This is a genomic window from Solicola gregarius (assembly GCF_025790165.1).
GTDB classification, from domain to species: Bacteria; Actinomycetota; Actinomycetes; order Propionibacteriales; family Nocardioidaceae; genus Solicola; species Solicola gregarius.
In genome coordinates, this window is record NZ_CP094970.1 from 4,442,321 (window position 1) to 4,453,800 (window position 11,480).

The window sequence follows — 11,480 nt, forward strand, 5'->3', positions numbered from 1 at the left end:
TCAGGCCGTGCGCTTGCGGCCCTTCGTACGCCGGTGCAGGTGAGCGGGCCCGATCTCGCCACCGCGAAGCAGCTCGAGGCGCTCGGAGAGAATGTCTTCGAGCTCCTTGATCGAACGACGCTCCAAGAGCATGTCCCAGTGCGTACGTGCGGGCTTTTCCTTTTTCGGCTCCGGCTCAGTGCCGTCGCTCAGCCGCCCGATCTGCCCGGTGCGGGGGTCTTCCCACTCGAGCGGAATCTCAGCGTCGTCGGCCATGGTCACGGTGAACCGTGTGCCGTCGGCACGAACGTACTCGACTTCCTGTCGAGGCGCCATCTCGACCCCACGCTCGTCTTCGAAGCTTTGGGTACCGAGTCGCGCTCCACGGAGTGCGCGTTCAGCCATGTGACCCTCCTACGACGGTCCGAATCGTCCTGCCTGCTCTTACCTCATCCAACGTACGGGACTGAAGTGAGATTCCCCTGAGAGGTCCCGAGATGAGTGAGTCAGACCACCTTGGGCTCAAGGTTACCCGCTTCCCGGATCGCGCGTCGAACGTTCAACGGACCCAGGATCGCAAGGCCGATCACGAAGAAGGCGATCAGCGCGAAGATCGCGGGACGGTACGAGTCCGTGAGCTGGTGTACGACGCCGAACAGCAAGGTGCCGAGCCAGCTAGTACCGCGCTCGCATGCCTGGTAGAGCGCGAAGTACTCCGCCTCCCGGCCGCGCGGGATGAGCTGCGAGAACAGCGATCGCGAGAGGGCCTGCGTACCGCCGAGGACGATGCCGATGCCGAGCGCGAGCACCAGGAACAGCGGCGCGTTCCCCGCGGGCAGGAAGTAGCCGATCGAGACGATCGCCATCCAGCCGACCAGCCCGGCCACGATCATGTTCTTGGTTCCCGTTCGTCCGGCCAGGCGGCCGAACAGCAGCGCGCCGCCGAACGCAACGAACTGCACCATCAGGATCGCGCCGATCAGGAAACCGGTCTCGAACCCGAGCGCCTTCTCGCCGTACACCGAGGCCGACGCGATCACGGTCTGGATGCCGTCGTTGAAGAACAGGAAGGCGGCCAGGAACAGCAACGTGCGGGGGTACGCGCGCGCCTCGCGTAGCGTCGTGTACAGCCGCCCGAAGCTGCGCCACATCAGGTCGCGCCGGGCATCGGTCACCCGGGGTGGCCGGTCGCGGAGGCCGCGGAACGGGATGATCGTGAACGCGGCCCACCAAACACCCGCCGACAGCAGGCTGATGCGGACCGCACCCTGGGTGTCCAAGCCGACAGCGTCGTGGGCCGTCACCAGAACGAGGTTCAGGGCAAGCAGCGTGCCGCCGCCGAGGTACCCGAACGCCCACCCGCGCGACGAGACGACGTCGCGCTCGTCCGGTCCGGCGATGTCGACCAGGATCGAGTGGTAGATGCTCAGAGACGCCGCACCCGCGACGCTCGAGATCACCAGCAGCACGGCGCCGAGGTGCCAGTTCGAGCCCGCGATGAAGACCATCGCCGCCGTCGACGCGCTGCCCACCCAGGCGTACGCGCACATCATCCGACGCTTCGACGGGCTGCCGTCGGCGAACGCGCCGACGAGAGGAACGAGAACGGCCGAGAGCAACGTACTGAGCGTGATGATGTAGAACACCAGCGAACCGGGCGAGACCGAGACGCCGGCAACGAGGAGGTCGGTATTGCATGGGTCGTCGGTCGTACCCGGCTCGCCGCAGGCCGCGGTCTCGGCGACGCTCGTGAGGTACGGGGCGAAGAGCACCGCCGTCACGGTCGTGAAGTACGCGGAGTTGGCCCAGTCGTAGAAGTACCACGACCGCCGCTCGTTCACGCCGACACCCACTCGCCACGGCGCACGAGTACGTCGCGCAGCGTGTCGGGACGGTCGGTGACGATGCCGTCGACACCGAGATCGAGCAGCGCCGTCATGGTCGCTGCGTCATCGACGGTCCAGACATGCACGTGGAGTCCCCGGGCGTGGGCGCGTCGTACGAACGACGGCGTCACGATCGTCAGTCTGCCCCGACGACGAGGCACCTGGACGCAGATCGCCCGCTGCAGGCCGCGGCGCCGGAACGGATATCCGAGGCGCAGCGCCGCGACATCCTTCGGGCCGATCGATGTCGCCACCCGCGGCTCGAGCCGCCGGATCCGGGCAAGGCGCGCATCGGAGAACGACGCGAGACACACCCGGTCGAACGCCGCGTGCTCGCGTACGACGTCGAGCGTCGGTACGACCGCGGAGTCGGCCTTGACGTCGATGTTGAACCTCGCGGCAGGGAACTCCGCCAGCAGCGCGGTCAGCTCCGGGATCGGCTCACGGCCGGCGATCCGCGCGTCGCGCACAACCGCCGCCGAGAGCGCGGCGACCGCCCCCGTGCCGTCGGTGACCCGGTCGAGATCGGTGTCGTGGAACGCGAACACCACCCCGTCGCGCGAGGCATGCACGTCCGTCTCCAGGTAGCGATAGCCCAGGTGGACCGCGTTGCGGAACGCCAGCAGGGAGTTCTCCAGACCGAGATTCGGCTGGAGTTTCGCCCCACCGCGGTGTGCGATCGCCTGCGGTCCCGGCCAGTCGAGGTACGGGTGCGTCGACCGCTCGAACCGGGGCACCGCCTCAGTATGCCGCGTGAGCGTGCTCACTATCGGCGTCGGGTCGGGTGTTTCGCCCGACCCGCAGCGCATCGCTGGGCTACCGTGGACCAATGGCGAGCATGACGTGCCCCAAGTGCCAGGGGCAGATGAGTGAGTACCACCGCGCGGGCGCCCAGATCGCCCAGTGCGAGGGGTGCGAGGGCGTGTTCCTCGACCGCGCCGACCTCGGTCTGCTGATCGAGGAGGAGAACGCCTGGCACGAGGCGAAGTCCGGGTACCACACCCAGCCGCTGCCCAAGATCACGCCGACGATGACGGCGCCGCCCAAGTCGACCAAGGCCAAGAGCCGCGCCTTCATCGACACGCTGTTCGGCGCCTGAGCGCGTCCGGGCGGCCGGGCGGCCGGGCCGCGCCGGAGACAAATAGACATTTGTTATGCCTGGGCCTAACAAATGTCTATTTGTCTCGCGCGGTGGCTCGCAAGCTCGCTCCTCAGATGTCGCGGCCTTGGATCGCGACATCTTGCGGGGCTCGCAAGCTCGCTCCTCAGATGTCGCGGCCTTGGATCGCGACATCTTGCGGGGCTCGCAAGCTCGCTCCTCAGATGTCGCGGAACGTCTCGATCTCTGCACCCAGCGCGTTCAGCCGGTCGGCGAGATCCTCGTAGCCGCGGTTGATCACGTACACGTTGCGCAGCACCGACGTGCCCTTCGCGGCGAGCATCGCGAGCAGCACGACCACGGCCGGGCGTAGCGCCGGCGGGCAGATCAGCTCCGCGCCACGCCACCGCGTCGGCCCTTCGATGAGCACCCGGTGCGGGTCGAGCAGCTGAACCTTGGCCCCGAGCTTGTTCAACTCGGTCAGGTAGATCGCGCGGTTCTCGTACACCCAGTCGTGCAGCATCGTCGAACCCGTCGCCGTCGCCGCGATCACGGCGAAGAACGGCAGGTTGTCGATGTTCAGGCCCGGGAACGGCATCGGGTGGATCTTGTCGATCGGCGAGTGCAGCGTCGACGGATGCGTCGTGATGTCGACGAGTCGGGTGTGACCGTTGTCGGCGAGGTACTCCTCGCTGCGGTCGTAGTTGAGGCCCATCTCCTCGAGCAGCGCGAGCTCGATCTCCATGAACTCGATCGGGACCCGGCGTACGGTGATCGTCGACTCGGTGACGATCGCCGCCGCGACCAAGCTCATCGCCTCGATGGGATCCTCGCTCGGCGCGTACTCGACATCGCGGTCGATATGCGGGGAGCCGTGCACCCGCAGCGTGGTGGTGCCGATGCCCTCGACGCGTACGCCGAGCTCCTCCAGGAAGAAGCAGAGATCCTGGACCATGTAGTTGGGGCTCGCGTTACGGATCGTGGTGACGCCGTCGAACCGTGCGGCCGCGAGCAGAGCGTTCTCCGTCACCGTGTCGCCGCGCTCGGTCAGCACGATCGGGCGCTCGGGGCGGGCGTCGACGTTGACGCTCGCGTGGTAGCTGCCCTCGGTGGCCTTCACCTCGAGGCCGAACGGCCGCAGCGCCGTCATGTGCGGCTCGACCGTGCGCGTACCGAGGTCGCAGCCGCCGGCGTACGGCAGCTCGAACGTCTGCTCGCGGTGCATGAGCGGGCCGAGGAACATGATGATGCTGCGCGTACGGCGCGCCGCATCGGCGTCGATCGCCTCGATGTCGAGCTTCGCGGGCGGGATGATCTCGAGATCGTTGGTCTCGTCGATCCAGCGGGTCTTCACGCCGATCGACTGCAGCACCTCGAGGAGCCGGTTGACCTCCTCGATACGCGCGACCTTGCGGAGCACGGTACGGCCTTCGTTGAGCAACGAACCGGCGAGCAGCGCGACGCCGGCGTTCTTGCTCGACTTGACGTCGATCGACCCGGACAGCCGGGTGCCACCGGCGACCCGCAGATGCATCGGCCCGGACGTACCCAGCGACACGATCTCGGAGTCGAGGGCTTCGCCGACTCGCGCGAGCATCTCGAGGCTCATGTTCTGTTGCCCCCGTTCGATCCGGTTGACGGCGCTCTGACTGGTGTTCAGCTCGTGAGCGAGTTCGGCCTGGGTCCAGCCGCGATGCTTGCGTGCATCACGGATCAACTTGCCGATTCGGATCAAGTAGTCATCACTCATGCGCGAGACTCTATCTCATATCTGAGATAATCCACGAACTCGCTCCGGTGTTTCGCATCACGTCTCACGTCCACAGACGCACCATCCTCGATACAGGTTGCCTTGCCGCAGGGTCGAATTGCGAAGATGGCGAGGTGACCCCAACGACACCCGCCCCCAACACCGACTTCGTTGCCGCTATTCCGAAGGCCGAGCTCCACGTACACCTGGTGGGCTCGGCGCCCGTCGAGACCGTGCTCGAGCTCGCCCGCCGCCACCCGGACCAAGGCGTACCGACCGACGAGGCCGCGCTGCGCGCGTTCTACGAGTTCCGCGACTTCGCGCACTTCATCGACGTCTACATCGCCGTGAACTCGCTCGTGCGCACCGCCCTGGACGTCGAGCTGCTGATCGTCGGGGTCGCCGGAGACCTCGCGGCGCAGAACGTCCGGTACGCCGAGCTCACCGTCACGCCCGACAGCCACCTGCAGATGGGCATCGGTCCCGACGATGTCGCGACCGCCCTCGACAACGCCCGGCGTACGGCCGCCGCGGAGCACGGGGTCGCGCTGCAGTGGATCTTCGACATTCCCGGCGAGCTCGGCCTCCCGTCCGGGGAGCGGACCATCGACTGGGTCGAGCGGTACGCACCGACCGACACCATCGGGTTCGGCCTCGGCGGACCCGAGCAGGGCGTCGACCGACCACAGTTCGCGGACGTGTTCGCCCGCGCCCGCGCCGCTGGACTGCACAGCGTCCCGCACGCGGGGGAGACGACCGGACCGCAGACCGTCTGGGACGCGCTGGAGACGCTGCACGCCGAGCGCATCGGGCATGGGATCTCCGCGGCGCAGGATGCGACGCTCGTCGAGCATCTCGCCGCCAACGGCATCCCGCTCGAGGTATGCCCGACGTCCAACCTGCGTACGCGCGCCGTCCCCGATCTGGCCGAGCACCCGTTCATGGCCCTGCGCGACGCCGGCGTCGTCGTGACACTGAACAGCGACGACCCGGGCATGTTCTCGACAACGCTCAACGGTGAGTACACCGTCGCCCGCGACGTCTTCGGCCTCGACAACGCGGCGCTGGCCGACGTCGCGCGTACAGCGGCGCGCGTCTCGTACGCTCCCACGGACGTGCGAACCGCCCTGCTCGCGGAGATCGATTCCGTCGTCGAGGGGTTCGAGCAGGCCTGATCGGGGTATGTCTTTTCGCGAGCCAGCGAGGAGAGTACCCATGAGACGACGTACCTTCGCCCGGGTTGCCGCGGCAGCCATGTTGACGGCGACCATCGCGACGGGGCCTCCCTCGACGGCCGCGCCGGCCGACGAGCTGGTCGCGCTCGGCGACTCGTACTCCTCGGGCACCGGCACCCGCGAGTACTACGACGAGGGGTGCCAGCGCTCGCACTTCGCGTACGCCGAGCAGATCGCACAGCGGCTCGGAGCGACCCTCGATATGCAGGCGTGCTCCGGCGCGACGGTCGCGACCGTGTCCGCCAACCAGCTCGGCACGCTCGACGCCGAGACCGACTACGTCACGTTGACCGTCGGCGGCAACGACGCGGGATTCGTCGACGTACTCCTGGAGTGCGCACAGCCGGGTTGGGCGTCGGACTGCGACGGCGCGGTCGACGGCGCGCAGGCGTACATCCGTGACTCGCTGCCCGGCAGCCTCGATGGCCTGTACGCCCAGATCGCGTCCCTGGCACCGAACGCGACGGTCGTGGTCGGCTCCTACCCGCGGCTGTTCATGGGCGAGGACTGCAACGCGGGTACCTGGTTCAGTCCGGCCGAGCAGGAGCGGTTGAACGCGACCGCCGACCAGCTGGCCGACACGATCGCCGCCCAGGCGTCGGCGCATGGGTTCGGCCTGGCCGACGTACGCCCGGCGTTCGTCGGCCATGCGGTCTGTGACTCGCCGGAGTGGGTCAACGGACTGTCGAACCCGGTGGGGGAGTCGTTCCACCCGAACCGCGACGGCCAGGTCGGATACGCCGACGTGTTCGACGGCGTGCTCTAGCGCGTCACCAGTTCTCGATCGAGTCGGTGAGGATCGCCGCGAGGTCGTCGTCGCGTACGGTGCGCGGCGCGACGGCGAGCAGTCGCTGCTGCTGCATCGCGCCGTCGACGAGCGCGGGGACGTCGCCCTCGGCAAAGCCGACCGCCCCGATGCCGTTGGGGATGCCGATGTCACGCATCAGCCGCGACAGCGCCTGCGGCAGCCGCTCGGCCGGATCGCGCGGCTCCGCGGCGTGCGCGTCGAGCACCTGTGCCGCTCGGAGGTGCTTCCCCGGATCGGTCGCGTACGTGAAGCGGAACGCCGCCGGCGCCGTGAGCGACACGGACTCGCCGTGCGGTACGAGCGCCTCGTCGGCCGGGTAGTTGCGCGGGCGATAGTCGCGTACGCGTCCGGCGATCGGATACGCGCAGGCGTGCGGGATGTGTACCCCCGCATTGCCGAATCCCATGCCGGCGAACGTCGCCGCGAGCATCATGTCCGTGCGTGCCGCCACGTCGCCGCCGTTGAGCACGGCCGTCCGAAGCGACCTGGAGAGCAGGGCGAGCGCCTTCTCGGTCCACGCATCCGAGATCGGGTTAGACCCGCAGTATGCGACGCGGGTCTCGGGGGTGTGCCGGGCGAAGCTGTCGAACGGTTTTGCGGTGTACGACTCCAGCGCATGACACAACACGTCCATGCCGCTGGCGGCGGTCACCTCGGGCGGCATGCTCAGCGTGAGCAGGGGATCGATGACGGCCATCGACGGCCGCAACCGCGGATGGCTGATGCCCGACTTCACCTCGAGGTCGAGGAAGTCCATGATGCAGACCGGCGTCGTCTCCGAGCCCGTACCGGCGGTCGTCGGCACGGCGATGAGCGGCTTGAGCGGCCCGGGCGGCGCCTTGCCCTCGCCGATCGGCTTGTTGACGTACGCGTACAGGTCGGCCGGATACGTCGTCAGCAGGTTGATCGCCTTCGCGGTATCGATCGTCGATCCGCCGCCGACGGCGATGAAGGCGTCCCACGTCGACTCGCGGGCGTACTCGACCGCGGTCTTGATGCTGGCGTCGGTGGGTTCCACGTGGACCTGGTCGTAGATCTCGACACTCAGGCCGGCGGCCTCGGCGGCATCCGCGACCCGCTGGGGCAGACCGGCGGCGGCGATCGCCGGGTCGGTGACGAGGAGAACGCGCTCCGCACCGAGTTGGGCGAGGTCCCAGCCGAGCTCATCGGCCGCACCCGCACCGAACTTGAGGGGCGTGGCACCCCACGTGAAGACGGTCTCGTTGAGGTACTCGGCCACTCTCGCCTCGCCTTCTCGCCGCGATATCGTGCGGCAATGGTACGTACGCTGGCGGCCGGCGCCGTCGTGCAAGACGATCGCGGCCGAGTCCTGCTGGTGCTGCGCGCCCGCGAACCCGAGGCGGGTAGGTGGACCATACCGGGCGGCCATCTCGAGAGCGGCGAGACGCTCGAGGAGTGTGCCCGCCGCGAGGTCTTCGAGGAGACCGGCCTCGAGATCGCCGTGGGCCGCGAGCTCGGTGTCGTGGACATTCCCAACGGCGACGAGGTCATCGAGGCACACGACTTCGCGGCCGAGGCCGTCGGCGGTTCGCTCGTCGCGGGCGACGACGCAGCGGACGCGGGATGGTTCACGATCGAGCAGATGGCAGATCTGCCCCTGACGGTCGACCTGCTCCAGGAGTTCGAGTCGTACGGCGTGATCGCCAGCAGCTAGCTGTCGGAGGCGGTGACCTCACAGTCGGGCCCGGGGAAGATCAGGCGCTCGTGACCTCCCTCGAACTTCACGAGGTACGGCGGGCCACCTTCCTGGCCGTGCACCTCGATGATCTCGCCTTCCTCGTCCGGCGCGCCGACGGTCTTACCGTGGATCCGCAGCCGCTGTCCTGTGCGTGCCTCCATGCATCATCACCTCTGCCTCCTCCAGCCTAAGACGTCGACCGGTACTGCGACAGGGCCTCAGACGGTCGAGGGCTCCGGATCGTGCGGCAACCCCTCGATCAGTTCGTTCAGCTCGGCAAGGGTGACCCTCGACGTACCTTGTGACCCGACGTCTGTCAGGATCGCCGCCGCCCGCAACCAACACGGTCGCGCAGCTGCCGGCCGTCCCTGGTCGCGATGCATGACCCCCAGCTTGCGTAGCGCGTTGGCCTCATTGCTGCGCAGGTGAGCGGCCCGGTATCGCTCGATGGCCTCACCCAGCTGTCGCACAGCGTCGTCGGGGCGCCCGGAGTCGGCCAGCACGTCGGCGAGGTTGTCGAGGGCGACCGCAAGTCGATTGGGGTCGTCGATGGCCCGCAACACATCGACCGACTCGCGGGCGGCGCGTACGGACTCACCCAGTCGGCCGACCTGGCGGTAGAGATCGGACAGGTTGAGCAACCCGGTGCCGAGCTGCAGCCGGTTGTCCGCGTCCCGCGCACGTTCGACGGCGTCCTGCAGCTCCTCGAGCGCGGCGTCACTACGGCCGAGGCTTTGCAGCACGATCGCCACGTTGCCCTGGGCACACAGCTCGCCGCCGAGCTGTCCGGCAGCGGCGTGGAGCTCGCGGGACCGACGGACGCTGTCGAGTGCGGAGATGTTGTCGCCCGCCTCGTACTGGGCCTGCGCGAGACTGTTGGCGCAGTTCGCCTGTCCGGCCCGATCACCCAGCCGTCGTGCGCTCGCCTCGGCGCGCTCGAACAGCGCCGGTCCGTCGCGTCCGATGACCCCTTCGCTCGCGAGGAACGTGCTGAGAAGGGGCGCGAGATGGTGGCCGATCGGGTCGCCGTCGTCAATGCACGCGTGCACGATGGCTTGGAGGTATGCGATGTGGAGGTCGAACCACTCGTACGCCTCGGCTACGGAAGCGAAACTCCGTGGGATCACACCGTCCTCGACCGGCGGCAGCTCGAGATCGAACGGATACGGTCGCCACGCGGCTCGAGCGTTGGCGGCGGAGTGCAGGAACCAGTTGCGTAGCCGATGCTCGGCGGCTGAGCGCGCCTCGGCCGACTCTGTCGTGCGCACGATCTCCGAAGCCAGCTCGCGAATCAGGTCGTGGGTCTCGTAACGGTCGCCGCCGACGTCGGTGAGCAGATGATGGTTCGCGAGGCGATCGAGCATCCGCGTGGCGTCGGACCGCTCGGCGCCGGCCAGCGCACTCGCCGCAGCGACCGGGATTCGCGGTGCCTCCCACAGGCCGAGGAGCCGGAACAGGCGAGCCGTCGGTTCATCGAGAGCCTCGTACGACCAGGCCAGTACCGCGCGTACGTTCGTGGCGGGGTCGTCGTCGTCGGTCGACAACGCGTCCATTACGCCGCGACCTCGGTCGATCTGCCCTCGGAGCTCGGCGATGGTGCTGAGGCTCGAACGGTCTACGCGCTCGGCCGCGACCGCGAGTGCGACCGGCAGGTGCCCACATAGGTCCGCGAGCTCCGCGAGCTCGTCCTCCGAGAGCCGGCCCGTGATCCGGCGGCGTAACAACGCCGTGGACTCCGCGGCGGACATCCGCTCGACTGCCAACCGATGAACGCCGTCGCGAGCGGCCAAGGCACGCACCTGGCTCCGGCTCGTCACGAGCACTGTGCTCTGCCCACCGGGAAGGAGCGGACGCACGGACGCGGCGTCACGAGCGTTGTCGAGTACGACGAGCATCCGCCGGGAGGAGAGCTCCGTGCGCCAGACCGCGGCGCGGTCGTCGACGTCGTACGGAACGTCACTGCCATGCACCCCGATGCCTCGCAGCAGCCTGTCGAGGGCCCATGTCGGGTCGATCGGAGCACCCGGCCCGTAACCCTGGAGGTTGAGGAACAGCTGCCCGTCGGGGAAGTCGCCCTTCACCCGGTGCGCCCAGCGGACCGCGAGCGTGGTCTTGCCGGAGCCCGGCGGACCATGGAGCGCGATCACGCATGGGTCCGCCGCCGCATCGCTGGAGGCGCGCTGCGCGTCAAGGTCGGCGAACAACTCGTCGCGGCCGACGAAGCCGGGCACATCCAGCGGCAGTTGCCGCGGGCACGGACCGGTCGTCGGCGGCTGCGAGGAAGCGACGGCGAGCGGCTCGTCGGTGCGGTTGAGCAGGTCCGCGTACACGGCCCGTAGCTCGGGGGAGGGATCGACGCCGAGCTCCTCGGCCAGCCGTTGACGCAACGACTCGTAGCGCGCCAACGCCTCGGCAGTCCGCCCCGATCGGTCGAGCGCGACCAGAAGCCGCAGCCACAAGGTCTCCCGCAACGGGAAATGCTGAACATGTCGGTTCAGCTCGATGAGTACATCACCCTCGTCGCCCGCCGCCAGGTCGAGGTCCACGCGGCGCTCGACCACCTGCAGGTACCGCTCGGTCCACACCGACACCTCATGGCGCTCGATCCACTCTGACGGGGGCTCGCCGAACGGCTCGCCGTGCCATCGACCGATCGCCTCGGCGAGGGCCGCACGCTCCGCCTCGTCGTCGTCGAGATCGGCTGCCGCCGCGACCGAGTCCGCGAACGCCATCAGGTCCACGGCCCCGCGCGGTACGTCCAGCCTGTATCCGAACGCATCGGTCGATATCGCCTCCTCGCCGACCACCCGCCGCAGCCGACCGACGTATGTCTGCAGGCTGCCGCGTACGCGCTCGGGCGGCTCGTCGTCCCAGATGCCGTTGGCCAACGACTCCACGGACACCGTCTTGCCGGGTGTCAGTGCCAGTAGCGCGAGCAATGCGCGTACCCGGCGACCGGGAATCTCGACCGGCTCGCCGTCGCGTATCGCCTCAACCGCACCGATCAGCCGAACCTCGATCATC

Annotated in this window: 11 protein-coding genes; 4 read left to right on the forward strand and 7 right to left on the reverse strand. The window is 68.5% G+C overall.

All coding sequences use genetic code 11. The annotated features are described in order from the left end of the window. The 3 genes from L0C25_RS21625 to L0C25_RS21635 all read right to left on the reverse strand — a co-directional run bounded on the left by L0C25_RS21625 (position 1) and on the right by L0C25_RS21635 (position 2,602). Positions 1 to 384 carry an RNA polymerase-binding protein RbpA gene (locus tag L0C25_RS21625; RefSeq protein ID WP_271633846.1) on the reverse strand — a complete coding sequence of 128 codons (384 nt, stop codon included), beginning with the start codon at positions 382 to 384 and terminating at the stop codon, positions 1 to 3. Between the two features lie 101 nt (positions 385 to 485). After that, positions 486 to 1,820, reverse strand: coding sequence for an MFS transporter (locus L0C25_RS21630; RefSeq protein WP_271633847.1), 1,335 nt, complete (start codon positions 1,818 to 1,820; stop codon positions 486 to 488). After that, on the reverse strand, positions 1,817 to 2,602 hold the full coding sequence (locus L0C25_RS21635; RefSeq protein WP_271633848.1) for a glycerophosphodiester phosphodiesterase: 786 nt from the start codon (positions 2,600 to 2,602) through the stop codon (positions 1,817 to 1,819). Before L0C25_RS21635 ends, L0C25_RS21630 begins: the two co-directional genes overlap by 4 nt. Before the next feature lie 92 nt (positions 2,603 to 2,694). Here L0C25_RS21635 and L0C25_RS21640 point away from each other — a divergent pair, with 92 nt between their 5' ends. Beyond that, entirely contained in the window at positions 2,695 to 2,964 is a 270-nt protein-coding gene (locus L0C25_RS21640) for a TFIIB-type zinc ribbon-containing protein (RefSeq protein ID WP_271633849.1), read from the forward strand. 220 nt (positions 2,965 to 3,184) lie between these two features. Here the strand turns inward: L0C25_RS21640 and L0C25_RS21645 are convergent, their stop codons facing one another. Further along, positions 3,185 to 4,714 carry a UDP-N-acetylglucosamine 1-carboxyvinyltransferase gene (locus L0C25_RS21645; RefSeq protein ID WP_271633850.1) on the reverse strand — a complete coding sequence of 510 codons (1,530 nt, stop codon included), beginning with the start codon at positions 4,712 to 4,714 and terminating at the stop codon, positions 3,185 to 3,187. 134 nt (positions 4,715 to 4,848) lie between these two features. On the opposite strand from L0C25_RS21645, the gene add reads away from it, so the two are divergent. Beyond that, complete coding sequence (add, locus tag L0C25_RS21650) at positions 4,849 to 5,889, forward strand: adenosine deaminase (RefSeq protein WP_271633851.1); 1,041 nt, start codon at positions 4,849 to 4,851, stop codon at positions 5,887 to 5,889. A gap of 40 nt (positions 5,890 to 5,929) precedes the next feature. Next, positions 5,930 to 6,715, forward strand: coding sequence for an SGNH/GDSL hydrolase family protein (locus L0C25_RS21655; RefSeq protein ID WP_271633852.1), 786 nt, complete (start codon positions 5,930 to 5,932; stop codon positions 6,713 to 6,715). A gap of 4 nt (positions 6,716 to 6,719) precedes the next feature. Here L0C25_RS21655 and L0C25_RS21660 read toward each other — a convergent pair whose 3' ends face one another. Continuing rightward, a complete protein-coding gene (locus L0C25_RS21660; protein ID WP_271633853.1) occupies positions 6,720 to 7,997 on the reverse strand; it encodes a hydroxyacid-oxoacid transhydrogenase in 1,278 nt (425 codons plus the stop codon). 36 nt (positions 7,998 to 8,033) lie between these two features. Between L0C25_RS21660 and L0C25_RS21665 the strand changes: the two genes are divergently transcribed. After that, positions 8,034 to 8,432: an NUDIX hydrolase gene (locus L0C25_RS21665; protein WP_271633854.1), complete on the forward strand. Its 399-nt coding sequence runs from the start codon at positions 8,034 to 8,036 to the stop codon at positions 8,430 to 8,432. On the opposite strand, the gene L0C25_RS21670 is transcribed toward L0C25_RS21665, so the two are convergent. Both L0C25_RS21670 and L0C25_RS21675 read right to left on the reverse strand, forming a co-directional pair. After that, positions 8,429 to 8,617, reverse strand: coding sequence for a DUF1918 domain-containing protein (locus L0C25_RS21670; protein ID WP_271633855.1), 189 nt, complete (start codon positions 8,615 to 8,617; stop codon positions 8,429 to 8,431). The two genes, L0C25_RS21665 and L0C25_RS21670, sit on opposite strands and share 4 nt — an antisense overlap. 57 nt (positions 8,618 to 8,674) lie before the next feature. Beyond that, the gene (locus tag L0C25_RS21675; protein ID WP_271633856.1) at positions 8,675 to 11,479 is read right to left on the reverse strand and encodes an AfsR/SARP family transcriptional regulator; all 2,805 of its coding nucleotides are present in this window, start codon (positions 11,477 to 11,479) and stop codon (positions 8,675 to 8,677) included. Position 11,480 lies beyond the last annotated feature (1 nt).

Bases quoted from the DNA above. Each gene is read 5' to 3' on its own strand.
- L0C25_RS21625 (WP_271633846.1), bottom strand. From the start codon at position 384: ATGGCTGAACGCGCACTCCGTGGAGCGCGACTCGGTACCCAAAGCTTC.
- L0C25_RS21640 (WP_271633849.1), top strand. From the start codon at position 2,695: ATGGCGAGCATGACGTGCCCCAAGTGCCAGGGGCAGATGAGTGAGTAC.
- L0C25_RS21645 (WP_271633850.1), bottom strand. From the start codon at position 4,714: ATGAGTGATGACTACTTGATCCGAATCGGCAAGTTGATCCGTGATGCA.
- L0C25_RS21655 (WP_271633852.1), top strand. From the start codon at position 5,930: ATGAGACGACGTACCTTCGCCCGGGTTGCCGCGGCAGCCATGTTGACG.
- L0C25_RS21665 (WP_271633854.1), top strand. From the start codon at position 8,034: ATGGTACGTACGCTGGCGGCCGGCGCCGTCGTGCAAGACGATCGCGGC.
- L0C25_RS21670 (WP_271633855.1), bottom strand. From the start codon at position 8,617: ATGGAGGCACGCACAGGACAGCGGCTGCGGATCCACGGTAAGACCGTC.
- L0C25_RS21675 (WP_271633856.1), bottom strand. From the start codon at position 11,479: ATGATCGAGGTTCGGCTGATCGGTGCGGTTGAGGCGATACGCGACGGC.